This is a genomic window from Variovorax sp. UC74_104 (genome assembly GCF_044055375.1).
Lineage (GTDB): Bacteria > Pseudomonadota > Gammaproteobacteria > Burkholderiales > Burkholderiaceae_C > Variovorax.
In genome coordinates, this window is the sequence record NZ_CP171978.1 from 1,994,645 (window position 1) to 2,020,875 (window position 26,231).

The following is a 26,231-nucleotide window of genomic DNA, read 5'->3' on the forward strand; positions in this document are numbered from 1 at the left end:
AACCCGAGGAGTGTTCCCATGAGTTTCAAGAAGAATGTGGCTGCGGCCGCCGTTTTGTGCGCCCTGAGCGCCTTCAGCATGGTCGCCGGCGCGCAGACCATCCGCATCGCGAACCAGGGGGACGCGCTATCGCTGGACCCGCACTCGCTCAACGAGTCGCTGCAGCTGAGCACCACCGCCAACGTTTATGAAACCCTGGTTGGACGCAACAAGGACCTGAGCGTCGCGCCGCTGCTGGCCACCAGCTGGAAGCAGACCTCGCCCACGGTGTGGCGCTTCGAACTGCGCAAGAACGTGCAATTCCACGACGGCACGCCGTTCACGGCCGACGACGTTCTCTTCAGCTTCGCGCGCGCCTCGGGCGATGGCTCGGACATGAAGTCGAACACCACCGACATCAAGGAAGTGCGCAAGGTCGACTCGCACACCATCGAGATCGAGACCAAGGGGCCGTTTCCCATTCTTCCCGACGTCATCACGCAGCTCATGATCATGAGCAAGAAGTGGTGCGAGGAAAACAAGGCCGTCACGCCCGTGGACCGCCGCAAGGGCATCGAGAACACCGCCTCGTTCAAGGCTAACGGCACCGGTCCGTACCGCGTGCGCGAACGCCAGCCGAACGTGCGCACCGTGTTCACGCGCAACCCGACCTACTGGGGCAAGATCGAAGGCAACGCGCAGGAAATCATCTTCACGCCGATCGCCAACCCGGCCACCCGCGTCGCCGCGCTGCTCTCGGGCGAGGTCGACGTGATGGAGCCCGTGCCGGTGCAGGACATCGCGCGCGTCAATGCCAGCCCCACCGCGCGAGTCATCGCCGGGCCCGAGCTGCGCACCATCTTCCTGGGAATGGACCAGAAGCGCGACGAACTGCTCTATTCCAGCGTGAAGGGCAAGAACCCGTTCAAGGACAAGCGCGTGCGCCAGGCCTTCTACCAGGCCATCGACATCGTGGGTATCCAGCGCACCGTAATGCGAGGCGCCTCGCGCCCGACGGGCCTGATGGTCGGCCCCGGCATCAACGGCTGGACCGAAGCCCAGGACAAGCGCCTGCCGCTGGACGTCGAAGGCGCCAAGAAGCTGCTGGCCGACGCCGGCTACCCGAATGGCTTCGAAGTCACCATGAACTGCCCGAACGACCGCTACGTCAACGACGGCCAGATCTGCCAGAGCGTGGCCTCGAACCTTGCGAAGATCGGCATCAAGATCAACCTCGCGGCCGAGACCAAGGGCACCTACTTCCCGAAGGTGCTGCGCCGCGATACCAGCTTCTACATGCTGGGCTGGACCCCGACCACCTACGACTCGCACAACGCGCTGACCGCGCTGATGGCCTGCCCCGACGACAAGACCGGAGCCGGCCAGTTCAACCTGGGCGCGTACTGCAATCCGAAGGTCGACGAGCTGACCAAGAAGATCCAGTCGGAAACCGACAAGTCCAAGCGCGACGCGATGATCAAGGAAGCCTTCGACCTCCACACCGCCGACGTGGGCCACCTGCCGCTGCACCAGCAGACGCTGGCCTGGGGTGTGAGCAAGAAGGTGTCGCTCACGCAGATGGCCGACAACTACATGCCGTTCAAGTGGATGAGCATCAAGCCGTAAGACAGCGGGCCGCCCGCACGGCGGCCTGACCATGGGCCCGCTTCTTGCGGGCCCATTCCTTTTTCCCTCACGATGAGAAATAACCCCCACGCTTCCCTTGCTGCGCAAGGTCCGCTGCCCCCCGAGGGGGCCGCTCTTCATCTTGGGGCGGCCCGGCGATGAAAAAAACACTAGCCCGCTGGCTCGACAGCGATGTCGGCTACAGCTTTCGCAACTCGCCCGTGGCGATCGTCGCGGCGTTCATTGCGCTGATCTGCGTGTTCTGCGCGGTGTTCGCCGGCTGGGTCTCGCCTCACAACCCCTTCGACCTGGCCTCCCTGGAACTGGGCGACGCGCGGCTGCCGCCCGCATGGAGCGCCGAAGGCACCTCCAAATATCTGCTGGGCACCGACGACCAGGGCCGCGACATCCTCTCGGCCGTGATCTACGGCGCGCGCATCTCGCTCATCGTCGGCCTGGTGTCGGTGGTGCTGTCGGTGGCCGTCGGGGTGGTGCTGGGCCTGCTGGCCGGCTTCTTCGGCGGCTGGCTCGACTCCTTCCTCATGCGCGTGTGCGACGTGATGCTGTCGTTCCCTCCGATCCTGGTCGCGCTGCTGATCGCCGGCGTCGGCCGCGCGCTGTTTCCGGCGGCGCACGAGTCGCTCGCCTTCGGCGTGCTGATCATCTCCATCTCGCTGACCGGCTGGGTGCAGTACGCGCGCACGGTGCGCGGCTCCACGCTGGTGGAGCGCAGCAAGGAGTACGTGCAGGCCGCGCGCGTCACCGGCGTGGCGCCGCTGCGCATCATGCTGCGCCACGTGCTGCCCAACGTGCTGGGGCCTGTGACGGTGCTCGCCACCATCCAGGTGGCGACGGCGATCATCACCGAAGCCACGCTGTCGTTCCTCGGCGTCGGCGTGCCGCCTACTTCGCCTTCGCTGGGCACGCTCATCAGCATCGGCAACCAGTACCTGTTCTCGGGCGAATGGTGGATCACCGTGTTCCCCGGCCTCATGCTGGTGCTGATCGCGCTCAGCGTGAACCTGCTGGGCGACTGGCTGCGCGACGCGCTCAACCCCCGCCTGCGATGAGAGAGGTAGCGCCATGAGCCTGTTGCAAGTCAAAGACCTCGTCGTCGAATTTCCCCACCGCCGCGGCACGCTGCGCGCACTGGACCGCATTTCCTTCGACATCGCGCCCGGTGAAATTCTGGGCGTGGTGGGCGAATCGGGCGCCGGCAAGTCGCTCACGGGCGCGGCCATCATCGGCCTGCTGGAGCCGCCGGGCCGCGTGGCCGGCGGCGAGATCCTGCTGGAGGGCCAGCGTATCGACAACCTCGGCTTCGATGCGATGCGGCCCATCCGCGGGCGCAAGATCGGCGCGATCTTCCAGGATCCGCTGACCTCGCTGAACCCGCTCTACACCGTGGGCCGTCAGCTGGTGGAAACCATCCGCGCCCACCTGCCGGTGACCGAGGCCGAGGCGCGCAAGCGGGCCATTAGCCTGCTGCAGGACACCGGCATTCCGGCCGCCGAGCAGCGCATCGACCACTTCCCGCACCAGTTCTCCGGCGGCATGCGCCAGCGCGTGGTGATCGCGCTCGCGCTCGCGGCCGAGCCCAAGCTCATCGTGGCCGACGAGCCGACCACCGCGCTCGACGTGTCGATCCAGGCGCAGATCATCCAGCTGCTCAAGCAGGTCTGCAAGGAACGCGGCGCGGCGGTGATGCTGATCACGCACGACATGGGCGTGATCGCCGAGACCTGCGACCGCGTGGCCGTGATGTATGCGGGTCGCATCGCCGAGATCGGCCCGGTGCACGAGGTGATCCACCAGCCGGCGCATCCCTACACCTCGGGCCTGATGGGCTCGATTCCCGACATGACCAGCGACCGCGAGCGCCTCAACCAGATCGACGGCGCGATGCCGCGGCTCAATGCCATTCCGGCCGGCTGCGCCTACAACCCGCGCTGCCCGCGCACCTTCGCGCGCTGCCTGGTCGAGCGCCCCGAGCTCATGCACGCCGGCGCCACGCGCGCCGCCTGCTGGCTGCACGACGCGGCCGACCCGCACGTCGGCCAGGCCGAGATCGCCGCGAGGCACCACGAAGCGATGGCGGCCGGCGAGCGCGCCACGCTCGAGGCGGCCGAGACCATCGTGGAGGTGACGCGATGAGCGCTGTAGTGAACGAGCCGCTCGTCGTCGCCCACGACCTCGCGCGCACCTTCGACGTCTCGCCGCCCTGGCTCAACCGCGTGCTCGAACGCAAGCCGCGCGTGCTGCTGCATGCGGTGGACGGCGTGAGCTTTTCGATCGAGCGCGGCAAGACGCTGGCGCTGGTGGGCGAATCGGGCTGCGGCAAGAGCACCGTGGCGCGGCTGCTGGTGGGCCTCTATGCGCCCACGCGCGGCGGGCTGAAGTTCGACGGGCAGGACGCGCACGCCGCTTTCAAGACGGCTGAAGGCCGCAAGCTGCGCCGCCGCATCCAGATGATCTTCCAGGACCCGTACGCGAGCCTCAATCCGCGCTGGATCGTCGAAGACATCATCGGCGAGCCGCTGCGCGAGCACGACATCCTCACAGACAAGGCCGCGCTGCGCGAGCGCGTGGGCGAGCTGCTGAAGTCGGTGGGCCTGTCGCCGCTGGACATGAGCAAGTACCCGCACCAGTTCTCCGGCGGCCAGCGCCAGCGCATCTCCATCGCGCGCGCCCTGGCCACACAGCCCGAGTTCCTGGTGTGCGACGAGCCCACTTCCGCGCTCGACGTGAGCGTGCAGGCGCAGGTCCTCAACATCATGAAGGACCTGCAGCGCGAGCAGGGCCTGACCTACCTCTTCATCTCGCACAACCTCGCCGTGGTGCGCCACGTGGCCGACCAGGTTGGCGTGATGTACCTGGGCCGGCTGGTCGAGGTGGCGGACAAGCAGGACCTGTTCTCGACGCCGCGCCATCCCTACACGCGCATGCTGCTGGACGCCATTCCGCAGATGAAGCAGACCGGCCGCTCCCGCACCCCGGTGCAGGGCGAAGTGCCGAACCCGCTCAATCCGCCGGCGGGATGCGCCTTCCATCCGCGCTGCCCGCATGCGAATGCGCGCTGCTCGGCGGAGCGGCCGAAGCTGTCGAGCATCGGCGGTGTGCAGGTGGCCTGCCATGCGGTGGAAGAGGGGCGTATCTAGCGGCCGTCTCTTCGGCTTGCGGAAAAGTGTGCGTAAAGGCACGGCGTTGCGCCGCGAACCGCCGCAGAGTCGGGTGATGCCCATGACCACGACCCTCGCTACCTCCGACCTCGGCCGCCGCGGCTTCCTGATGGGCACCGCGCTCGGCGCGACCGCGGTGCTGGCCTCATTGGCCTGCAGCGTGCAGGCCGCGGGCACGGCCGGGCGCCGCATGCCGGTGATCTTCATCGGCCATGGCTCGCCGATGAACGCCATCACCGACAACGCCTTCACGCGCCGGCTGGCAGCGTGGGGCAAGGAGCTGCCGCGGCCGTCGGCGATCCTCAGCGTGTCGGCGCACTGGCTCAGCCGGGGCGCCACCGGCGTCGGGGTGCAGGAGCGGCCGAAGACGATTCACGACTTCGGCGGCTTTCCGCAGGCGCTGTTCGACATCGAATACCCGGCGCCGGGCCATCCGGCCTTCGCCCGCGAGACCGTCGGCGCGGTGAAGCAGGCGCCGGTGATCGCGACCGACCAGTGGGGCCTGGACCACGGCACCTGGACGGTGCTGAAGCACCTCTACCCCAAGGCCGATATCCCGGTGTTCCAGCTCAGCATCGACTACGACAAGCCGGCCGCCTTCCACTACGCGGTGGGGCGCGACCTGGCCGCGCTGCGCGACAAGGGCGTGCTGGTGATGGGCAGCGGCAACGTGGTCCACAACCTGCGCGCCACCGACCGCGGAACGCCGGACGGCCCGAGCGCCAGCCGGCCGTGGGCGCAGTCCTTCGACGATGCCGTCAAGTCCGCGCTGGCGGGCCGGGACGACCGGGCGCTGGTCGACTACGCGAAGCTGGAAGGCGCATCGACCGCGGTGGCGACGCCCGATCACTACTACCCGTTCCTCTACGCGCTGGGCGCCGCCGGCAGCAGCGAGCGCGCGAAGACGGTCTACGAAGGGTTCCAGTCGGGCACGCTCAGCATGCGTTGCCTGCAGTTCGGCTGAGCGGGCCTGGAGCAGCTGAGGGCAGGGCTTACTGCTCCTCGCCCCAGGAGAAGCCGTCGCGCGCGATCATCGCGCTCGATGCGCTCGGCCCCCAGGTGCCGGCCGCGTAGGGGCGCGGGCCGCCGTCCGATTCCCAGCTGTCGATCAGCGGCTCGACCCAGCGCCATGCCTCTTCCTGCTCGTCGCTGCGCACGAAGAGGTTGAGGCGGCCGTCGATCACGTCCAGCAGCAGCCGCTCGTAGGCACCGACGCGCTCGGAGCCGAAGCGCTTGTCGAAGTCGAGGTCGAGCTGCACTGGCGCCAGCTGGGCGGCAGAGCTCTGGTTGCCGTTGCTGCGCTGGCGGTTGTCCTGCGCCTGCGCGAGCATGTGCAGCTCCAGCCCGTCCTTGGGCTGCAGGTTGATCACCAGCTTGTTGACGTTGCCCGCCGGCGCGCGGTAGATGGCGTGCGGCGTGGGGCGGAAGTTGACCTCGATGCGCGCGTCGCGCGAGGCCAGCCGCTTGCCGGTGCGGATGTAGAAGGGCACGCCGGCCCAGCGCCAGTTGGCGATCTCGGTGCGCAGCGCCACGAAGGTCTCGGTGCGGCTGTCTGGGCTCACGCCCGGCTCGTCGCGGTAGCCCTGCACCCGCTCGCCGTAGGCCGTGCCGGCCGTGTACTGGCCGCGCACCGCATGCAGGCCCAGGCTCTCGGGCGTCCAGGGCTTCAGCGCGCGCAGCACCTTGAGCTTCTCGTCGCGGATGGCGTCGGCGTGCGCGTTGATGGGCGGCTCCATGGCCACGGCGCACAGCAGCTGCAGCGCGTGGTTCTGCACCATGTCGCGCAGCGCGCCGGTCTGGTCGTAGAAGGCGCCGCGCTTTTCCACGCCTAGGTCTTCCGCGATGGTGATCTGGATGTTGGCGATGTGCTCGCGGCGCCAGATGGGCTCGAACAGCGCATTGCCGAAGCGCATGGCGAACAGGTTCTGAACCGAGGGCTTGCCGAGGTAGTGGTCGATGCGGAAGACCTGCTTCTCCTTCGAGCACCTTGCCCACGGCGGAGTTGATGGCGCGGTTGGAGGCCAGGTCGTGGCCCAGCGGCTTCTCCAGCACGATGCGGGTGCGCGGGCCGTTCAGGCCGGCTGCGGCGATCTGCTCGACCACCTGGGTGAAGAGCGCGGGGGCGGTGGCCACGTACATCACGACCGTCTTGGCGTCGCGCTGGTTGAGCAGGCCGGCCAGGCGGGCGTAGTCGTCGGGCTTGGAGAGGTCCATGCGCAGGTAGTGCAGCATGGAGGCGAACTTCTTGAATTCCTCCGGCGAGGGGCGCTTGGCGCCTTCGACCGCGCTGAAGCGCGACTGGATCAGCTCCCGGTACTGGTCGTCCGACAGGTCGTCCCGCGCCACGCCGACGATGCGCCCGTCGGGAGGCAGGCTGCCGTGCCGGAAGGCCTGGAACAGCGCGGGCATCAGCTTGCGCCACGCGAGATCGCCAGTACCGCCGAACAGAACGAGATCGAAGCTCATGAGAAAACTTTCCTTCCTTGTCTGAATGCCTGGCCAGGCTGCCCTGGTTGCGACCTTCGTCGAAACCCTGGTCTCAAAGGCGACTGCGCCAGCCACGATGGTACTTGTACGGATTCGCCGGGCCTGTACTAAAGCTACGCTGCCCGATGGCCGCGAGGCCTTTTTTTATTGCCCGGAGCAGGACAGAGGAAGAGATACACCATGAACAAAAGCAAGATTCTTACCGCCGCGGCACTGCTGGGCCTTTCGGCCGCGGCCTCGGCCCAGACCGTCAACGTGATCTGCTCGGTCCAGGCCGAATGGTGCAACGTGATCGCCACCGTCTACGCCCGCACCACCGGCGTGCGGATCAACATGGCGCTCAAGGGCTCGGGCGAGGCCCTGGCCCAGCTGATCGCCGAGAAGGACAACCCCAAGACCGACGTCTGGTTCGGCGGCACCGGCGATCCGCACCTGCAGGCGGCCGAGCAGGGGCTCACGCTCGAATACAAGTCGCCCACGCTGCCGCAGCTGCATCCGTGGGCGCAGCAGCAGGCCAAGCAGTCGGGCTACAAGACGGTGGGCATCTACTCGGGCCCGCTGGGCTTCGGCTACAACCCCGAGCTGCTGGCCAAGAAGAAGCTGCCCGTGCCCAAGACCTGGGCCGACCTGCTCAAGCCCGAGTACAAGGGCGACATCCAGGTGGCCAACCCGGCCTCCAGCGGCACGGCCTATACCATGATCGCCACCCTGGTGCAGCTCATGGGCGAGGACAAGGCCTTCGACTACCTCAAGGCGCTGCACAGGAACGTCGGCCAGTACACCCGCTCGGGCACCGGTCCGATCAAGGCTGTGGCGCGGGGCGAGACGGCCGTGTCGATCAGCTTCGTGCACGACGGCCCGGGCGAGAAGATGCAGGGCTTCCCGGTCGAGACCATCACCCCGAGCGACGGCACCGGCGCGGAGATCGGCTCCATGAGCATCGTCAAGGGCGCGCGCAACCTCGACGCGGCCAAGAAGTTCTATGAATGGGCACTGACGCCCGCCGCACAGGAGCTGGGCGCGGCCAACAAGCAGTTCCAGCTGCCGAGCAACGTGAACGCCAAGCTCGACCCGCGCATCCCTGACTTCAAGAAGATCAAGTTCATCAACTACGACTACGCCAAGTACGGCGCCAGCGCCGAGCGTCGGCGCCTGATCGCGCGCTGGGAGAAAGACGTCAACTCGCTGCCGCGCTAAGTGGAAGCGCGTGCTATCGAAGGCGCGCCGGTCAACCCGGCGTCGCTGGCGGCGGCCCGGCGCTCGCGGCGCTGGATCTGGGCGTGGGTCGCGCTGGGCCTGGCGGCCTACCTGCTGCTGCCCTGGTATGCGATCCAGGACTCGACCTGGTACGAGGCCGTTCCGCAGGTGTTCAGCCAGGCGGAGGGCGCCAATGGCCTGATGCAGGCCGCCACGCAAGGCCGCAGCTGGCTCTTCGTCGGGCTCGCCGGATTGCTGCTGTGCGCCGTGGGCGCGTGGCTTCCGGCCGGCCGGGCGCAGGGGCGCTGGCTGCTCGCTGGCGGGCTGATCGGCGCGCTCGGTCTTGCCGTCACCGGCTTCACCATCGGGGCGCGCGGCTGGAGCGTGGCGGCGCTCAACGCGCAGTTCGGCGAGCTGGCGGTCAACCAGTTCGGCATCGGCGCGGGCGGCTTCGTGGCGCTCACTGCGCTGGTGCTGCTGGCGGCCTTCGGCATCGCGCGGCTGGGGCTTTTCAAGGGCGACCTGTTCGTCTCGGCGGCGGTCGTCGGCTGCGGCGTGCTGATGGCGCTGTTCATCGCCTACCCGGTGAGCAAGGCGCTGTCGGGCGCGTTCTTCAACGAAGACGGACAGTGGTCGGTCGCCGCCTTCGTCGCCCGCGTGTTCACCGAGCGCATCTGGGGCCTGGGCTGCCTCGCGGGTGGCGTGCGCTGCGGCGTGGCCTGGAACACGCTGGTGCTGGCGCTGCTCACGGCGGCGGGCACCACCTTCCTTGGCACGCTGATGGCGCTGATGGCCGAGCGCGGCAGCAAGCGCGGGCAGGGCGCGCTGCGGGTGCTGGCGCTGCTGCCGATCATCACGCCGCCCTTCGTGGTGGGGCTGGGGCTGATCCTGCTGTTCGGCCGCGCAGGCATCGTCAACCAGGTGCTGGAGAGCGTGTTCGGCATCGAGCCCACGCGCTGGTTCTACGGCATGCCGGGCGTGCTGGTGGCGCAGCTCTTCGCCTTCACGCCCATCGCCTTCATGATCATGCGCGGCGTGGTGCAGGGCATCGCGCCCAGCCTGGAGGAGGCCGCGCAGATGCTGCGCGCCGACCGGCGCCGGGCCTTCTTCACCATCACGCTGCCGCTGCTGAAGCCGGGGCTGGCCAACGCCTTCCTGGTGGGCTTCATCGAAAGCATCGCCGACTTCGGCAACCCGGTGGTGGTGGGCGGGCAGTTCTCGGTGCTCTCGACCGACATCTTCTTCGCCATCGTCGGCGCGCAGTACGACCAGGGCCGCGCGGCCTCGCTGGCCTGGGTGCTCACGCTGTTCGCGCTCGGCGTGTTCGCGCTGCAGCGCGGCCTGCTTGGCAAGCAGAACTACACCACCGTCAGCGGCAAGGGCGACGCCGGCATCCCGATGGCGCTGCCAGACGGCGTGCGCCGCACCATCCTGTGCATCGCCGGGCCGTGGATCGCGTTCACTGCCGTGGTCTACCTGTTCGCCTTCGCGGGCGGCTTCGTGCAGACCTGGGGCCGCGACTACACCTTCACGCTCAACCACTTCAAGACGGCGTTCTCGCTCGAATGGGGGCAGTTCGGGCTGGTGTGGGCCGGCACCGCGTGGAACTCGCTGCTCACCACGCTCAAGCTGGCGGGCATCTCGGCGCCCATCACCGCAGCGCTGGGCCTGCTCATCGCCTGGCTGCTGGCGCGCAACGAGTTCAGGGGGCAGGGCCTCTTCGAGTTCGGCGCGCTGCTGGCCTTCGCGATTCCGGGCACCGTGCTCGGCGTGAGCTACATCCTGGCCTTCAACGTGCCGCCCTTCGAGCTCACGGGCACGGGGCTCATCATCGTGCTGTGCTTCATGTTCCGGAACCTGCCGGTGGGCGTGCGCGCCGGCACCGCGGCCTTCAAGCAGCTCGACCGCTCGCTCGACGAAGCCTCGCTGATGCTGCGCGCGTCGACCTCGCAGACGCTCTTCAGGGTGGTGCTGCCGCTGCTCAAGCCGGCGCTGGTGGCCGCGCTGGTCTACAGCTTCGTGCGCGCGATGACGACGGTGAGCGCGGTGATCTTCCTGGTCACGGCCGAGAACGAGCTCGCCACCACCTACATCATCGGCCGCGTGGGCAACGGCGACTACGGCATCGCCCTGGCCTACTGCACGGTGCTGATGATCCTGATGTCGCTGGCGATTGCGCTGGTGCAGTGGGTGGTAGGGGAGCGCAAGTTGGGGCGGCGCGGGGCAGCGCCCGGACACCAGGGGCATCACAAAATGGAAAGCTTGGCACCATGAACGGCATCGAATTCCGCAATGTCACCAAGCGCTACGGCGCAGACAAGAACGCACCCCTGGCCGTCAAGGGCATCAGCTTCGAGGTGCCCGTGGGCACGCTCACCACCATCCTCGGGCCCTCGGGCTGCGGCAAGACGACCACGCTGCGCATGATCGCGGGGCTGGAGTCGCCCACCTCGGGCTCGATCCTGATGGGCGGGCGCGACGTCACCACGCTGGGGCCAGCCGAGCGCAACGTGAGCATGATGTTCCAGAGCTACGCGCTGTTCCCGCACATGAACGTGATCGAGAACGTGGCCTACGGGCCGCGCATGAGCGGCGTGAAGAAGGAAGAGGCCGCGACGCGGGCGCGCGAGGCGCTGCGCGGCGTGGGGCTGGTCGGCTTCGACGAGCGGCTGCCCAGCGAACTCTCGGGCGGCCAGCAGCAGCGGGTGGCGCTGGCGCGCGCGCTGGTGCTGGAGCCGGCGGTGCTGCTCTTCGACGAGCCGCTGTCGAACCTCGACGCCCGGCTGCGCCGCGAGATGCGCGAGGAGATCCGCGCGCTGCAGCAGCGGCTGAAGCTCACGGTGGCCTACGTCACGCACGACCAGAGCGAGGCGCTGGCGGTGAGCGACCAGATCATCGTGATGGACCACGGCGTGATCGCCCAGCGCGGCACGCCCGAGCAGCTCTACGGCCGGCCCGAGAGCGAATTCGTCGCCGGCTTCATGGGCGAGGCGATGGTGTTTCCGGCGGTGGCCGAGGTCGACGGCAGCGTGGCGCTGGGTCCGCTGCGCCTGCAGCCGCGCTACGCGGTGGCGCCCGGCACGGTGAAAGTGGCGGTGCGGCCCGAGGCCTGGCGGATCGGAGGTGCCGACGCCACAGGCGGCCTGCCCGCCACGCTGCGCAAGTCGGCCTACCTCGGCAGCTTCTACGAATACGGCTTCGACACCAGCCTGGGGCCGGTCTTCGTGGTGTCGACCGACCTGTCCAGCCCACTGGCGGCCGGCGCCCAGGCCACCCTGTCCCTGGGAGCCCATGGCGTGAGCGTGGTGCCGGGCGCATGAAACAATGGGGCCATGAACGTGGTTTTCGACCTGGGCGCCGTGCTGTTCGCATGGGAGCCCACCCGGCTGGTACAGGCCCATCTCGCCCCACACGCCCCCACTGAAGCCGCCGCGGCGGCCATGGGCCGCGTGCTCTTCCATCACGACGACTGGACCAGCTTCGACTGCGGCACCCGCACGCTGGCCGATTCCATCGCCCGCATGTCGGCCCGGCTGGCGCTGCCGCCCGAGCCGTTGTTCGCCATGCTCGACGGGCTGGGCGAGCGGCTGGAGCCCATCGGCGTCACGGTCGAGATGCTCGAGCAGCTGATTTCGCACCGCGATGCCGGTCAGCCCGTGCGCCTGTACTACCTGTCGAACATGCCCGCGCCGTATGCCCGCGCCATCGAACGCCGGCACGCCTTCATGGGGCGCTTCGACGGCGGCGTGTTCTCGGGTGACGTGAAGTTCCTCAAGCCCGAGCGCGAGATCTACGAAGTGCTGGCGATGCGCTACAGCCTCGATCCGGCGCAGACCGTGTTCATCGACGATTCCGCCGCCAACGTGGAGGCTGCACGCGCCTTCGGCTGGCAGGCCATCCACTGCACCTCGCCGGCCATGCTGCCATCGCAGCTGCAGCGCTACCTGCCGGTCAGTATCACCTTGCCGGTGTCGAACCCCAGGCTGCGGGCGTAGTCCAGTTCGGCCTGCAGCACCGCGTCTTCCAGGCGCGGGGCGCGCGACAGCACCCAGAGGTACTCGCGGTCGGGCGTGCCGACCAGCGACACCTGGTAGTCGCGGTCGAGCTTCAGGATCCAGTAGTCGCCCCAGACCATGGGCAGCCAGCCCAGCCACGCCGGGGCGAATCGCACCTCCAGACGGCCCGCGCCGGGCTGGCCGGCCACGGGCACCACGCGGGCGGTGCCGACGGCCTCGTCGAAATTCCCGTCCTCCCTCACGCAGCGGTTGCGCACCTGCACGGTGCCGTCCGATTGCAGCGTGTATTCGGCCGTCACGGGGCCGGCGCACTGCTTCTGGAAGCGGTTCGGCAGGCGCGCCTGCTCGTGCCAGAGGCCCGCATAGCGCTCCAGGTCGACCGGCGCCACCACCTGCAGCGGCGCGCGCATCAGCGGCGCGCCGTCGGCCGGGCCGGCCGGCCGCGCCAGGCGGGCGCGGGCAGCGCTGCGCGCCGCGCCCATCGTGAACCACGCGGCCACCCCGCCGACGACGAAGGCCGTGGCCATCGCCCCTATCGCGTTGCCGGTGCGGCGGTCATCGAAAGGCTGGACGGCTGCGGCGCCGGTGCGCGGGCGTTGGGTCATTGAGGCACTCCTGGAGGATGAAGACATTCGGCGTAGGCCTCAGGCTAGCCATCGCAGGCGTGCGTGACCGTAAGCCGCGGACCACAGGCGCTGTAGGGCACGGGGGCCGGGAAGATGGGCCGGGAGGGGGCCGACAACCCCACCGGCCGCAGGCTGATGGAGCCGCGTTGAAACCCGTGCTACGGTGCGCATGAAAGCATCGGCCGGCGCGCAACTGCGTGCAGGTCTTGTCACAACCGGCACAGGATAATGATTTCATGAACCAACTCGATGCACTCCGCCAGTGGACCACCGTCGTCGCCGACACCGGCGACTTCAAACAGCTCAGCATTTCCAAGCCGCAGGACGCGACCACCAACCCGTCGCTGATCCTCAAGGCCGTGCAGAAGCCCGAGTACCGGCCTCTGCTCGACGAGACCGTGAAGAAGCACGCAGGCAAGCCGCTCGACGAGGTCATCGACCGCCTGCTGGTGAGCTTCGGCACCGAGATCCTCTCCATCATTCCGGGCCGCGTCTCCACCGAGGTCGACGCCCGCCTGTCCTTCGACACGGCCGCGACCATCGCGCGCGGCGAGCGCATCGTGGCGCTGTACAAGGCCGAAGGCATCGACACCGAGAAGCGCCTGCTCATCAAGGTGGCCTCCACCTGGGAAGGCATCGAGGCCGCGCGCCAGCTGGAGCGCAAGGGCATCCGCACCAACCTGACGCTGTTGTTCTCCTTCGCGCAGGCCGTGGCCTGCGGCGCGGCGGGCGTGCAGCTGATCTCGCCCTTCGTGGGCCGCATCTACGACTGGTACAAGAAGTCCGCCGGCTCCAGCTGGGACGAATCCGCGAACGCCGGTGCCAACGACCCGGGCGTGAAGTCGGTGCGCCAGATCTACGGGTACTACAAGCAGCACGGCGTCAAGACCGAGGTGATGGGCGCGAGCTTCCGCAACGTCGGCCAGATCAAGGCGCTGGCCGGCTGCGACCTGCTGACCATCAGCCCCGAGTTGCTGGCCGAGCTGGCCGCGAGCAACGAGCCGCTGCAGCGCGCGCTCGACCCCAAGTCCACCGGCGCCGACGTCGCCAAGGTCAGCTACGACGAGGCGGGCTTCCGCTTTGCGCTCAATGAAGACGCCATGGCCACCGAGAAGCTGGCCGAAGGCATCCGCGCCTTCGCGGCCGACGCCGTGAAGCTCGAGAAGCTCATGCAGGAAAGCGGCAAGTAAAGATGGCCATGACCCTTCGCTGCGACCGCGCGCCGGCCTGGGCGCAACTGCAGTCCGCCTTCGAGACTGCGGGCCGCCAGTTCGACCTGCGCCATGCCTTCGTGGAAGACGCCGGCCGCTTCGAGCGCTTCAGCCAGGAGGCGCCCCACGTCTTCGCCGACCTGTCGAAGAGCCTGATCGACGCGCGCACCGAGGAGCTGCTTTTCAAGCTGGCCCGCGAATGCGGCCTGGAGGCGCACCGCGACGCCATGTTCGCCGGCGAGCACATCAACAACACCGAGGACCGCGCCGTGCTGCACACGTTGCTGCGCGCGCCTGCCGATGCGCCCACGGGCCCGAAGACGGCCAGCAAACTGCGCGAGGTGCATGCCACGCTCGACGCGATGCTGGCCTATGCGGAGAAGGTGCGCGCCGACCACACGATCACCGACGTGGTCAACATCGGCATCGGCGGCTCCGACCTCGGCCCGCAGATGGCGGTGCTGGCGCTGGCCGAGTTCGCCGCGCCGGGCAAGCGCTTCCACTTCGTCTCGAACGTCGACGGCCACGAGCTGGCCGGCGTGCTGCAGGGGCTGGCGCCGGAGCACACGCTGTTCCTCATCGCCTCGAAGACCTTCACCACCGCCGAGACGATGACCAACGCGCAGTCGGCCAAGCGCTGGTACGAGCAATCGGGCGGCACCGACATCGCGGGCCACTTCGCCGCGCTCACCACCAACGTGGAAGCCGCGAAGAAGTTCGGCATCGACACCACCTTCGGTTTCTGGGACTGGGTGGGCGGGCGCTATTCGCTGTGGTCGGCCATCGGGCTGCCGATCGCGCTGGCCATCGGCGCAGATGGCTTCCGCAGGCTGCTCGCCGGCGCGCATGCGATGGACGAACACTTCCGCACCGCGCCGCTGGAGCGCAACCTGCCGGTGCGCCTGGGCCTGCTCGACGTCTGGTACCGCAACTTCCACAAGTTCACCAGCCGCAGCATCGCGCCGTACCACAGCGCTCTGAAGCGCGTGCCGGCCTACCTGCAGCAGCTCGAGATGGAGAGCAACGGCAAGCAGGTGGATGCAGACGGCAAGCCGCTGGCCTTCGGCACCTCGCCGGTGCTGTGGGGCGAGCCCGGCACCAACGGCCAGCACGCCTACTTCCAGATGCTGCACCAGGGCACCGACGTGACGCCGCTCGAGTTCGTGGCGGTGCGCGATGCCTCGCATGACCTCCAAGGCCATCACCCGAAGCTGCTGGCCAATGCGCTCGCGCAGGCGCAGGCGCTGATGGTGGGCAAGCTCGACGAGGGCGGCCACAAGAACTTCCCCGGCAACCGGCCGAGCACCTTCTTCGTGTTCGAGAAGCTCACGCCCGAGGCGCTGGGCGCCTTCCTCGCGATGTACGAGCACCGCGTGTTCACCAGCGGCGCGCTGTGGGGCATCAACAGCTTCGACCAGTGGGGCGTGGAACTCGGCAAGGTGCTGGCCAAGGACATCGAACCGCGCCTTGCATCGGGCGACGTCACGGGGCTCGATGCCTCCACCGCGGGCCTGCTGAAGCGGCTCGCAAGCTGATCCTGCGCCCGCAGCAAAGGCTTTTCGGAGCCTTTTGTTTTAAGCCGGGCTATGGCTTACGGCTGTATTTGCCGTTGAAAGACGCGTCGATATGATGGCCCGGGGAAATTTCCCTGGGACCAACACAAAGAGGAGTCGATCAATGGATTTTCAAACAGCGGTCAAGACATGTCTGAGCAAGTACGCGGACTTCACGGGGCGCGCATCGCGCTCCGAGTTCTGGTGGTTCGTGCTCGCACAGCTCGTCGTTCTCATCGTGGCGAGCCTGATCCATCGCTTCGTGTACGGCATCGCGGCGCTCGGCCTGCTGCTGCCCGCACTGGCCGTGGGAGCGCGCCGCCTGCATGACATCGGCAAGAGCGGCTGGTTCCTGCTGCTGGCCCTCATTCCGCTCGTCAACCTCGTGCTGATCTACTTCTACGTGCAGCCGACGCAGCCGGAATCGAACAGCTACGGCGAGCCGCCGGCCGCCTGAGTTTCAAAAGAAGAAGAGAGGAAAGGGCCGCGCGAGCGGCCCTTTTCCTTTGGGGCGGGAGTGCCTGCGGTCGAGGTTCAGGCCGCAGCCTCCGCCGCCGTTTGTGCCGCGGTGTGCGCCGGCGCGCCGCTCGCCATGCGCACGCACAGGTCGAAGGCCTGCTGCAGCCCCTCGATCTTCGCGATGCCCTTGCCCGCGATGTCGAAGGCGCTGCCGCTGGCCGAGGTGGCCACCGGCACCGGCAGGCCGCCGTGCAGCGTCACGCCCTGCTCGAAGCCCATGAGCTTCATCGCGATCTGGCCCTGGTCGTGGTACATCGACACCACCGCATCCACGTCGCCGCGCCGCGCGCCAATGAACACCGTGTCGGGCGAGAAGGGACCGCGCGCATCGAGGCCCTCTGCGCGCAGCTGCTCGATGGCGGGCGCGATGATCTCGATCTCCTCCATGCCGATGGAGCCGCCGTCGCCCGCGTGCGGATTGAGTCCCGTCACCGCGATGCGCGGCCGCGCCACGCCCGCGCGCTGCAGGGCATTGGCGATGATCTTCACCGCATCGCTCACGCCCTGCACCGTGATGTGGCCGGCCACGTCCTTCAGCGGAATGTGCGAGGTCACGCGCGAGGTCCACAGCGAGCCGGTGAGGTTGAACTCGCAGACGAAGCCTTCCACCGCGAAGCGCTCCTGCATGTAGCGCAGCTCGTCCTCGTGCACCAGGCCGCCCAGGCGCAGCGAATGCTTGTTGAGCGGCGCGAAGAGGATGCCCTCCGCCTGCCCGCGCCGAACCGCCAGCGTGGCCAGCTCCAGCGCTTCGAACGAGGCCCGGCCCGAGTGTTCGTTCGATTCGCCCAGCACCGGTTCTCGGCCCTCCATCCAGTCCCTGGCGAGGACGGTGGGGCGGCCGTCCTCGAAGCGCACTGCGTCGAGGCTGTCCACCCGCAGCGGGTCCAGCTTTTCGCCCGCGATGCGCTCGCCGGACGCGAGCACGACCGGGTCGGCGATCAGCAGCACCGCGCGCGGCGTCGAGGTTGCGCTGCCGCGCGAGCAGCTTCACCGCCATCTCGGGGCCGATGCCGCTCGGGTCGCCGAGCAGCACGGCGATGCGCGGCTTGGCGGAAGTCGTGCCTGAAGCCTGGGAGGATGGGGAGGAGGGGAGGGACATGGTGTCGATCGGATGGGTTGAGGAAAAGATGGAAGAGGAAGCCGGCCGCCTCATTCGGCCTTGATGTTGGCGTCGCGCACGAGCTGGCCGTAGTGGTCGAACTCCTGCCGGTTCATCGCCGCGAAGGGTTCGCCGGTCAGCCCGCCGGGCTCGCCGCCCAGGGCCTTGATGCGCGTCTGCACGTCGGCCAGCTTCAGCGTGCGCGAGAGCTCGGCGCTCAGCCGCTCCACCGCGGGGCGCGGTGTGCCGGCCGTGACGTAGAGGCCGTACCAGGTCGACACGTCGGCGCCCTTGATGCCCTGCTCGGCCAGCGTGGGCACGTCGGGCAGCTCGGGCGAGCGCTGCGGCGCGCTCACGGCCAGCGCGCGGAACTTGCCGGCCTTGATCTGGCCCATGGCCGAGGAGGTGCTGTCGAACATCATGTCGACCTCGCCCGCGATGATGTCGACGTGCGCCTGCGAGCTGCCCTTGTAGGGCACGTGGATCGACTTCATGCCCGTGGCCAGGTTGAAGGCCTCGCCGCCCACGTGCTGCGTGCTGCCGATGCCCGAAGAGGCGTACTTGAAGCTGCCGGGCTTCGCGGCCATGGCCGCCACCAGGTCCTTCACCGACCTGTAGGGCGAGCTGGCGGACACCACCAGCACGTTGGGCATCACGGCCACCAGGCCCACGGGCTGCAGGTCCTTGAGCGGGTCGTACTTGAGCTTGAGGATGTGCGGTGCCACCGCCTGCGCCGTGTTGGTGGCCAGCAGCAGCGTGGCGCCGTCGGCCGGCGCGCGGGCGGTGAGCTCGCCGGCGATGGTGTTGGATGCGCCCGGCCGGTTCTCCACCACCACGGGCTGCTTGAGCGCGGGCGAGAACTTGTCGGCCAGCACGCGCGCCAGGATGTCGGTGCCGCCGCCGGGCGAGGCGCCGACCATGATGCGCATCGGCTTGTCGGGGTAGCTTGGCTGCTGCGCGCCGGCCAGTGCCGCCGCCAGCAATGCCACGGCGGCCAGCCCGCCCAGCCCTGCAAGCCTTGCGGCGTGGGCGAGAAAAGAAGGCTTCATCGGGTTTGTCTCCTGCTTGTTGTGGGGCAAGCGTACGGAGCAACGCCCGCGCGATCCAATCGAAAAAGGCCGGGGCTCCATATACTTTTGTACATGACTCAAGGCCCCTCCGACGCCTCTCTGATGCTCCTCGTGCGGCCGCGCCAATTGCTTCTGCTGGCCCGGCTCGACGCCCATCGCCACCTGGGCCGGGCGGCCGAGGCCATGAACATCAGCCAGCCGGCGGCCACCAAGCTGCTGCAGCAGCTGGAGGATTCGCTGGGCGAGAAGCTCTTCGAGCGCCTGGCGCGCGGCATGGAGCCCACGCCCTACGGCGAGATCCTGATCCGCTACGCGCGCCGCGTGCTCAGCGACTTCGGCACCGCCCGCGAGGAGATGCTGGCCCTGCGCTCGGGCCTGAGCGGCGCCCTGCGCGTGGGCAGCGTGCCCGGCGCGGTGCCGCAGCTGCTGGCGCCGGCGCTGGTGGAATACCACCGCAGGCACCCGCAGGTGGCGGTGTCGGTGGTGGTCGAGACCAGCGACGTGATCCAGGCGCAGCTGGAGCAGGGCGACGTCGATTTCGTTCTGGGCCGCCTCACCGACGGCCACGACGAGGCGAAGTACGCGAGCGTGCCGCTGCTGGGTGAGTCGCAGGTGGTGGTGGTGCGCGCCGCCCATCCGGTGTTCGAGCGCGGCAGCGTCACGCTGGCCGAGATGGCGGGCTGGTCGTGGGTGCTGCAGCCGCCGGGCTCGCCGCAGCGCGGGCGCTTCGAGGCGGCGATGCGCGAGGCGGGCATTGCCGACCGGCTCGACATCATCGAAACGGCATCGCCCATCGCCATCACCGCGCTGCTGGAGAACTCCGACATGGCGGCCGTCATGCCCGCCTCGCAGGCCGGCCACTATGCCCGCCTGGGCGTGCTGCGCGTGGTGCCAGTGGAACTGCCGGTGCGCGTGCCGCCGATCTGCCTGATCACCCGCACCGACCGGGCGCTGTCGCCCGCGGCGGCGCAGCTGCGGCGGCAGCTGCTGGGCAGCGCCTGAGGCCTTTGGCTTGCTGATTTCCATGCTGTATTGCATCGATTAGGGATTTCACTAGCCAATCAATGCATGAAAGTACTGGTGATGGCGGCCCCAGTACCAAAACCGCAGGCACGCTTCTCCAGAATTCGCGGCACGGCGACCCGACAGACAGAAAGAGGGCGTCGCTCACTTCCTCTAGGAGACAACATGAAGCGTTTTCTGAAAGCGGGCCTCGTCCTCGCACTGATCGGTACGGGCGTCGTCTCGCAGGCCGCCACCGAACTCGTGATCGCGACCGTGAACAACGGCCACATGATCGAGATGCAGAAGCTCACCCCCTTCTTCGAGAAGGCCAACCCCGACATCAAGCTCAAGTGGGTCACGCTGGAAGAAGGCACGCTGCGCCAGCGCGTGACCACCGACATCGCCACCAAGGGCGGCCAGTTCGACGTGATGACCATCGGCCTGTACGAGACGCCGATCTGGTCGAAGAAGGGCTGGCTCAAGCCCATCGCCACCGACGCCGCCTACGACGTGGACGACCTGCTGCCCGCCATCCGCGACGGCCTGTCGAACGAGGGCAAGCTCTACGCCGCGCCGTTCTACGGCGAGAGCTCCATGCTCATGTACCGCAAGGACCTGGCCGACAAGGTGGGCGTGAAGTTCCCCGAGCAGCCCACCTGGGCGCAGGTGAAGGAGTTCGCCGACAAGGCCAACGACCCGAAGGCGGGCGTCTACGGCATGTGCCTGCGCGGCAAGCCGGGCTGGGGCGACAACATGGCCTTCCTGACCACGCTGGTCAACACCAACGGCGGCCAGTGGTTCGACATGCAGTGGAAGCCGCAGATCGACACCAAGCCCTGGAAGGACGCGATCACCTTCTACGTCGACCTGATGAAGAAGGACGGCCCTCCGGGCGCCTCGGCCAACAGCTTCAACGAGAACCTCGCGCTCTTCAACGAAGGCAAGTGCGCGGCGTGGGTGGACGCGACCATCGCGGCTTCGTTCATCAGCGACCCGAAGCAGTCGAAGGTGGCCGACAAGGTGGCCTTCGCGCAGGCGCCCACCGCCGCCACGCCCAAGGGCGCCAACTGGCTGTGGTCGTGGAACCTCGCCATTCCGGCCAGCTCGACCAAGGACGAGGCGGCGCAGAAGTTCATCAAGTGGGCCACTTCGAAGGACTACATAGCGCTCGTGGCCAAGGAAACCGGCTGGGCCTCGGTGCCGACCGGCACGCGCAAGTCGACCTACGCGAACCCCGAGTTCCAGAAGGTCGCCAAGTTCGCCGCGGCCGAGAAGAAGGCGATCGACAGCGCGAACCTGACGGACAGCACGCTGCCGAAGTCGCCTTACGTGGGTGTGCAGTACGCGGCCATTCCCGAGTTCCAGGCGATCGGCGTGGCGGTGGGGCAGCAGATGAGTGCGGCGCTGTCGGGCAAGGTCACTGTCGACCAGGCGCTGAAGACTTCGCAGAACGCCGCAGAGCGCGAAATGAAGAAGGCTGGCTACTACAAGTAAGCCGCTTTCTTCCCTCTCCCCTCGGGGAGAGGGCAGGGTGAGGGGGCGGCGTGCCCACCGCATGGGCCGCATGCCCTCACCCCAACCCTCTCCCGCGAGCGGGAGAGGGGGCAACAGCCCCCGGAGAGGACACACAATGAAAAGACTCCTGCCACGCGCCCTCATGGCGCCCGCCGTGCTCACGCTCTTCGCCTGGATGATCGTGCCGCTGGTGATGACGTTGTACTTCTCGTTCGTGAACTACAACCTCATGCAGCCCGGCGAGCGCACCTTCGCGGGCATCGAGAACTTTCACTACTTCATCACCGACCCGGACTTCTGGCCGGCCACATGGAACACGCTGCTCTTGATCGGCAGCGTGATCGTCATCACCGTGGTGCTCGGCGTGCTGCTCGCGCTGCTGGTGAACGAGCCGTTCCCGGGGCGTGGCATCGTGCGCGTGCTGCTGATCTCGCCCTTCTTCGTCATGCCCGCGGTCAACGCGCTGCTGTGGAAGCACATGATGATGAACCCCATCTACGGCGTGCTCGCCGACGTGTGGCGCGCCTTCGGCGCCCAGCCCGTCGACTGGCTCACCGACGTGCCGCTGCTGTCGGTGATCATCATGGTGGCCTGGCAGTGGCTGCCCTTCGCCTGCCTGATCTTCATCACCTCGCTGCAGTCGCTCGACCGCGAGCAGATGGAGGCCGCGCGCATGGACGGCGCGAGCGCGTTCCAGCGCTTCTTCTATCTCACCGTGCCGCACCTCGCGCGCCCCATGGCGGTGGTGATCATGATCGAGATGATCTTCCTGCTCAGCGTGTTCGCCGAGATCGCCATCACCACCAACGGCGGCCCGGGCAACGAGAGCACGAACATGACCTACATGATCTTCAAGCAGTCGCTCATGAACTTCGACGTGGGCGTGGCTTCGGCGGGTGCGCTCTTCGCGGTGGTGCTGGCCAACATCGTGGCCGTGTTCCTCATCCGCATCATCGGCAAGAACCTTGACTGAGGAGCCCCGCGCCATGCAACAGACACAAGCTCCCAGCAACTTCCTGCCGCAGCTGCTGCGCACCGTCGGCGCGTGGGCCGTCGCGCTGCTGCTGTTCTTTCCGCTCGGCTGGCTGTTTCTCACGGCCTTCAAGACGGAGCTGCAGGCGATCCATGTGCCGCCGCTCTTCATCTTCGAGCCCACGCTCGACAACTTCGGCGAGGTGCAGCGCCGCAGCGACTACTTGCTGTACGCGCGCAACTCGCTCATCACCAGCCTGGGCTCGACCATCCTGGGCCTGCTGATCGCGGCGCCGGCCGCGTACTCGATGGCCTTCTTCCGCACGAAGAAGACGCGCGACATCCTGATGTGGATGCTGTCGACCAAGATGATGCCGGCCGTCGGCGCGCTGGTGCCGATCTACGTGATCGCGCAGACCGCGGGCATGTTGGACTCGCTCACCGCGCTGACCATCGTGTTCACGCTGTCGAATCTGCCGATCATGGTGTGGATGCTCTACAGCGCCTACAAGGACATTCCGCCCGAGATCCTGGAGGCCGCGCGCATGGACGGCGCCAACCTCTGGACCGAGTTCCGCCACGTGGTGATGCCGCTGTCGGTGGGCGGCCTCGCATCCACCGGCCTGCTGTGCCTGGTGCTGAGCTGGAACGAGGCCTTCTGGGCGCTCAACCTCACCTCCGCCAAGGCCGGCACGCTGGCCACCCTCATCGCCTCGTACTCCAGCCCCGAGGGGCTGTTCTGGGCCAAGTTGTCGGCCGCTTCGCTGATGGCGATTGCGCCCATCGTGGTGTTCGGCTGGTTCAGCCAGAAGCAACTCGTGCAAGGCCTGACCTTCGGTGCCGTCAAGTAAAGAAAGGGAGACATCTCATGGCCTACCTCGAACTCAAGAACATCAAGAAGAGCTTTGGTGAAGTCAACATCATCAAGGGCGTCGACCTGCAGATCCAGAAGGGCGAGTTCATCGTCTTCGTCGGGCCCTCGGGCTGCGGCAAGTCGACGCTGCTGCGGCTGATTGCCGGGCTGGAGCCGATCACCAGCGGCAACCTGCTGCTGGACGGCAAGGACATCACCTGGGCACCCTCGGGCAAGCGCGACCTCGCGATGGTGTTCCAGAGCTATGCGCTCTATCCGCACATGAGCGTGTACGACAACATGTCCTTCGCGCTCAAGCTGGCCGGCGTCTCGAAGAGCGAGATCAAGACGAAGGTCGAGTACGCGGCGAAGACGCTGAACCTCACGCAGTACCTCGACCGCACGCCGAAAGACCTTTCGGGCGGCCAGCGCCAGCGCGTGGCCATCGGCCGCGCCATCGTGCGTGCGCCGAAGGTTTTCCTGTTCGACGAGCCGCTGTCGAACCTCGATGCCGCGCTGCGCGGCAACACGCGCGTGGAGATCCACAAGCTGCACCGCGCGCTCGGCGCAACCACCATCTACGTGACGCACGACCAGGTCGAGGCCATGACGCTGGCCGACCGCGTGGTGGTGCTGAAGGACGGGCTCATCGAGCAGGTCGGCACGCCGCTGGAGCTGTACGACCGCCCGGCCAACCAGTTCGTCGCGCAGTTCATCGGCATGCCGTCGATGAACATGGTGGCGGCGAATGCGATTCCTTCCTTCTCCGCCGCGACCGGCGGGCGCTTGCCGGCCGACGGCTTCCTGGGCGTGCGCCCCGAGGGGCTGCGTGTGCATCCGAAGCAGGGCGCGCCGGTGTCGGACGTGCTCGGCCGCGTCGAGCTGATCGAGGCGCTGGGCGCGGACACGCTGATCCACGTCGACGTGGGCGGCGTGCCGCTGATCGCGCGGCAGAACGACCGCACGCCGCTGCAGGCCGGCGACGACGTGGCTGTGGAACTCGATCCGTCGGTGCTGCATCTCTTCAACCGCGAAGGCCGCTCGGTCGCCGCGTGAGCCCAACTTTCCGTCCACCGTCTTTTCAACGGACCTTCTCGTGACCATTGCGCAAACTCCACCGGCTCTTTCCGAGTTCACGGTGCTCCATCTCGGCCTGGGCTCGTTCCACCGGGCCCACCAGGCCGTGTACCTGCAGCGGCTGATCGACGCCGGCGACACCCGCTGGTCGCTCTCGGGCGCCAACATCCGGCCGGACATGGCCGAAGTCGTCGCGGCGCTCGAAGCGCAGGGCGGGCGCTACACGCTCGAGACCGTCTCGCCCGCGGGCGAATACCGCTACGAAGAGATCTCCGCGATCCGCGAGGTGCTGCCCTGGGAGCGCTCGCTGGCCAAGGTGATCGCGCGCGGCGCGGCGCCCTCGACGCGCATCGTGTCCTTCACCGTGACCGAGGCCGGCTACTACCTCGACGACAAGGGCCGGCTCGACCTGTCGTTCCCCGACCTCGCGGCCGACGTGGAGCGTGCGCGCCGCGGCGAAAGCGGCGAGACCGAAGGCAAGGGCGTGACCATCTACGGCGCCGTCTGCGCCATCCTGCGCGCGCGCAAGGCCGCGAACGCCGGCCCGCTCACGCTGCTGAACTGCGACAACCTGCGCCACAACGGCGACCGCTTCCGCGCCGGCCTGCTGGAGTTCATCGAACTCGCGGGCGACGCCGACCTGCTCGCATGGGTGAACGCGAACACGCGCTGCCCGAACGCGATGGTCGACCGCATCACGCCGCGCCCGCCGCCCGAGCTGCGCGCGCGCGTGAAGGCCGCCACCGGGCGCGACGACGCGGCCGCCATCACCGGCGAGAGCTTCATCCAGTGGGTGATCGAGGACGACTTCGCGGCCGGCCGGCCCGACTGGGGCCGCGTGGGCGTGGAGCTGGTCGAGTCGGTGCAGCCGTATGAAGAGGCGAAGATCCGCATCCTCAACGCCACACACAGCTGCATTGCCTGGGCGGGAACGCTCGTGGGGCTCGGCTTCATCCACGAGGGCACGCATGACGCGGCCATTCGCAAGATGGCCTACGACTACGTCACCGACGACGTCATTCCCTGCCTGACTCCCAGCCCCATCGACCTCGCGGCCTACCGCGACGTGGTGCTCGACCGCTTCGGCAACCCCGCCATCCGCGACACCAACCAGCGCGTGGCGGCGGACGGCTTCTCGAAGATCCCGGGCTTCATCGCGCCGACGGTGCGCGAGCGCCTTGCGGCCGGCCAGCCCATCGAGAGCGTGGCGATGCTGCCCGCGCTGTTCCTGGCCTTCCTGCAGCGCTGGCACAAGGGCGCGCTGCCCTATGTCTACCAGGACCAGGGCATGGACGAAGCCGTGGCGCACGCGATCTGCGACGCAGCAGACCCTGTCCTCGCGCTGTGTTCCGACGCGGGGCTGTGGGGCAACATCGCGGGCGACGCTCGCCTGATCGATGCCGTGCGCCGTGCCAGCGAACGCGTCGCGCGCTTCGTGCAGGCAGCGGGGCGCAGGCCATGAGCGGCCGGCTGCAGGACAGGCACGTGCTGCTGACCGGCGCGGGCGGCGGCATCGGCCTGGCCGTGGCGGCGGCCTGCATCGCCGAGGGCGCACGCTGCACGGTGATCGACCGCGCACCCGCCGCCCCCGAGGCGGTGCGCGCGCTGCAGCAGCGCCACCCCGAAAGCCTCGCCTACATCGCGGCCGACGTGACCGACACGCAGGCCATCGCCCACATGCTGGCCGAGGCGCAGGTCGCCTTCGGGCCGATCCACACGCTCTTCAACAATGCGGCGGTGTTCGACCTCGCGCCGCTGCTAGACAGCGACGAGGCCTCGTTCGACCGGCTCTTCGCCGTCAACGTGAAGGGCATGTTCTTCGTGATGCAGGCGGTGCTGCGCCACATGGTGGAGGCCGGCACGCAGGGTGCGTCGGTCATCAACATGGCGTCGCAGGCCGGGCGGCGCGGCGAGGCGCTGGTGTCGCACTACTGCGCGACCAAGGCGGCGGTCATCAGCTACACGCAGAGCGCCGCGCTGGCCATGGCGCCGCACGGCATCCGCGTCAACGGCATCGCCCCCGGTGTGGTCGACACGCCGATGTGGGACCATGTCGACAGCCTGTTCGCCAAGGCCGAAGGACTGCCGCCCGGAGAGAAGAAGCGGCAGGTCGGCCTGGCGGTGCCGCTCGGACGCATGGGCGTGCCGGACGACATCGCGGGGGCGGCGGTGTTCCTCGCCAGCGACGAGGCGCGCTACATCACGGCGCAGACCCTCAACGTCGACGGCGGCAACGTCATGAGCTGA

The 26,231-nt window shown here is 68.2% G+C and carries 22 protein-coding genes and 1 pseudogene; 19 read left to right on the forward strand and 4 right to left on the reverse strand.

What is annotated here, in order from left to right; translation table 11 throughout:
• Window positions 1-18 precede the first annotated feature (18 nt).
• The 5 genes from ACHMXA_RS09275 (at window position 19) to ygiD (ending at window position 5,748) form a co-directional block, all read left to right on the forward strand.
• A complete protein-coding gene (locus ACHMXA_RS09275) occupies window positions 19-1,605 on the forward strand; it encodes an ABC transporter substrate-binding protein (protein WP_395320310.1) in 1,587 nt (528 codons plus the stop codon).
• A gap of 158 nt (window positions 1,606-1,763) precedes the next feature.
• Window positions 1,764-2,675: an ABC transporter permease gene (locus ACHMXA_RS09280; protein WP_176668583.1), complete on the forward strand. Its 912-nt coding sequence runs from the start codon at window positions 1,764-1,766 to the stop codon at window positions 2,673-2,675.
• 13 nt (window positions 2,676-2,688) lie between these two features.
• Window positions 2,689-3,759 (forward strand): ABC transporter ATP-binding protein, encoded by a 1,071-nt coding sequence (locus tag ACHMXA_RS09285; protein ID WP_395320313.1) that lies wholly within the window; start codon window positions 2,689-2,691, stop codon window positions 3,757-3,759.
• The gene (locus ACHMXA_RS09290; protein WP_176668585.1) at window positions 3,756-4,763 is read left to right on the forward strand and encodes an ABC transporter ATP-binding protein; all 1,008 of its coding nucleotides are present in this window, start codon (window positions 3,756-3,758) and stop codon (window positions 4,761-4,763) included. The genes ACHMXA_RS09285 and ACHMXA_RS09290 overlap by 4 nt, the downstream gene beginning before the upstream one ends.
• An 82-nt stretch (window positions 4,764-4,845) precedes the next feature.
• Window positions 4,846-5,748: a 4,5-DOPA dioxygenase extradiol gene (gene ygiD / locus ACHMXA_RS09295; RefSeq protein WP_395320315.1), complete on the forward strand. Its 903-nt coding sequence runs from the start codon at window positions 4,846-4,848 to the stop codon at window positions 5,746-5,748.
• A gap of 28 nt (window positions 5,749-5,776) precedes the next feature.
• On the opposite strand, the pseudogene zwf reads toward ygiD, so the two are convergent.
• Window positions 5,777-7,250 (reverse strand): annotated as a pseudogene (gene zwf, locus ACHMXA_RS09300) (glucose-6-phosphate dehydrogenase).
• A 201-nt stretch (window positions 7,251-7,451) separates the two neighbouring features.
• Here zwf and ACHMXA_RS09305 point away from each other — a divergent pair.
• The 4 genes from ACHMXA_RS09305 to ACHMXA_RS09320 are packed head-to-tail and all read left to right on the forward strand — an operon-like array spanning window position 7,452 to window position 12,463.
• Complete coding sequence (locus ACHMXA_RS09305) at window positions 7,452-8,468, forward strand: ABC transporter substrate-binding protein (protein ID WP_176668587.1); 1,017 nt, start codon at window positions 7,452-7,454, stop codon at window positions 8,466-8,468.
• Window positions 8,469-10,742 (forward strand): ABC transporter permease, encoded by a 2,274-nt coding sequence (locus tag ACHMXA_RS09310; RefSeq protein WP_395320318.1) that lies wholly within the window; start codon window positions 8,469-8,471, stop codon window positions 10,740-10,742.
• Window positions 10,739-11,788: an ABC transporter ATP-binding protein gene (locus ACHMXA_RS09315; RefSeq protein WP_395320320.1), complete on the forward strand. Its 1,050-nt coding sequence runs from the start codon at window positions 10,739-10,741 to the stop codon at window positions 11,786-11,788. Before ACHMXA_RS09310 ends, ACHMXA_RS09315 begins: the two co-directional genes overlap by 4 nt.
• A gap of 12 nt (window positions 11,789-11,800) precedes the next feature.
• Window positions 11,801-12,463 carry an HAD family hydrolase gene (locus ACHMXA_RS09320; protein WP_395320322.1) on the forward strand — a complete coding sequence of 221 codons (663 nt, stop codon included), beginning with the start codon at window positions 11,801-11,803 and terminating at the stop codon, window positions 12,461-12,463.
• Here the strand turns inward: ACHMXA_RS09320 and ACHMXA_RS09325 are convergent.
• Window positions 12,409-13,089: a lipocalin family protein gene (locus ACHMXA_RS09325; protein WP_395320324.1), complete on the reverse strand. Its 681-nt coding sequence runs from the start codon at window positions 13,087-13,089 to the stop codon at window positions 12,409-12,411. The two genes, ACHMXA_RS09320 and ACHMXA_RS09325, sit on opposite strands and share 55 nt — an antisense overlap.
• Before the next feature lie 257 nt (window positions 13,090-13,346).
• Between ACHMXA_RS09325 and tal the strand changes: the two genes are divergently transcribed.
• From tal to ACHMXA_RS09340, 3 genes are all read left to right on the forward strand, one after another.
• Window positions 13,347-14,300 carry a transaldolase gene (tal, locus tag ACHMXA_RS09330; protein WP_395320326.1) on the forward strand — a complete coding sequence of 318 codons (954 nt, stop codon included), beginning with the start codon at window positions 13,347-13,349 and terminating at the stop codon, window positions 14,298-14,300.
• Between the two features lie 2 nt (window positions 14,301-14,302).
• Window positions 14,303-15,856, forward strand: a complete 1,554-nt coding sequence (gene pgi / locus ACHMXA_RS09335) for a glucose-6-phosphate isomerase (RefSeq protein WP_395320328.1) — start codon at window positions 14,303-14,305, stop codon at window positions 15,854-15,856.
• 142 nt (window positions 15,857-15,998) lie between these two features.
• A complete protein-coding gene (locus ACHMXA_RS09340) occupies window positions 15,999-16,331 on the forward strand; it encodes a DUF805 domain-containing protein (protein WP_395320330.1) in 333 nt (110 codons plus the stop codon).
• A gap of 77 nt (window positions 16,332-16,408) precedes the next feature.
• Here the strand turns inward: ACHMXA_RS09340 and ACHMXA_RS09345 are convergent, their stop codons facing one another.
• Window positions 16,409-17,341, reverse strand: a complete 933-nt coding sequence (locus ACHMXA_RS09345) for a 4-hydroxythreonine-4-phosphate dehydrogenase PdxA (RefSeq protein ID WP_395320332.1) — start codon at window positions 17,339-17,341, stop codon at window positions 16,409-16,411.
• Between the two features lie 201 nt (window positions 17,342-17,542).
• Entirely contained in the window at window positions 17,543-18,541 is a 999-nt protein-coding gene (locus ACHMXA_RS09350; protein ID WP_395320334.1) for a Bug family tripartite tricarboxylate transporter substrate binding protein, read from the reverse strand.
• A gap of 93 nt (window positions 18,542-18,634) precedes the next feature.
• On the opposite strand from ACHMXA_RS09350, the gene ACHMXA_RS09355 reads away from it, so the two are divergent.
• The 7 genes from ACHMXA_RS09355 to ACHMXA_RS09385 all read left to right on the forward strand — a co-directional run bounded on the left by ACHMXA_RS09355 (window position 18,635) and on the right by ACHMXA_RS09385 (window position 26,231).
• The gene (locus ACHMXA_RS09355; RefSeq protein ID WP_395320336.1) at window positions 18,635-19,564 is read left to right on the forward strand and encodes a LysR family transcriptional regulator; all 930 of its coding nucleotides are present in this window, start codon (window positions 18,635-18,637) and stop codon (window positions 19,562-19,564) included.
• Window positions 19,565-19,750: 186 nt separating this feature from the next.
• Window positions 19,751-21,061: a sugar ABC transporter substrate-binding protein gene (locus ACHMXA_RS09360; protein ID WP_176668597.1), complete on the forward strand. Its 1,311-nt coding sequence runs from the start codon at window positions 19,751-19,753 to the stop codon at window positions 21,059-21,061.
• 136 nt (window positions 21,062-21,197) lie between these two features.
• The gene (locus ACHMXA_RS09365) at window positions 21,198-22,055 is read left to right on the forward strand and encodes a carbohydrate ABC transporter permease (protein ID WP_395320339.1); all 858 of its coding nucleotides are present in this window, start codon (window positions 21,198-21,200) and stop codon (window positions 22,053-22,055) included.
• A gap of 13 nt (window positions 22,056-22,068) precedes the next feature.
• Window positions 22,069-22,905: a carbohydrate ABC transporter permease gene (locus tag ACHMXA_RS09370; RefSeq protein ID WP_125948578.1), complete on the forward strand. Its 837-nt coding sequence runs from the start codon at window positions 22,069-22,071 to the stop codon at window positions 22,903-22,905.
• 17 nt (window positions 22,906-22,922) lie between these two features.
• A complete protein-coding gene (locus ACHMXA_RS09375; RefSeq protein ID WP_395320341.1) occupies window positions 22,923-23,963 on the forward strand; it encodes an ABC transporter ATP-binding protein in 1,041 nt (346 codons plus the stop codon).
• A gap of 82 nt (window positions 23,964-24,045) precedes the next feature.
• A complete protein-coding gene (gene dalD / locus ACHMXA_RS09380; RefSeq protein WP_395321269.1) occupies window positions 24,046-25,446 on the forward strand; it encodes a D-arabinitol 4-dehydrogenase in 1,401 nt (466 codons plus the stop codon).
• Entirely contained in the window at window positions 25,443-26,231 is a 789-nt protein-coding gene (locus tag ACHMXA_RS09385; RefSeq protein WP_395320343.1) for an L-iditol 2-dehydrogenase, read from the forward strand. Before dalD ends, ACHMXA_RS09385 begins: the two co-directional genes overlap by 4 nt.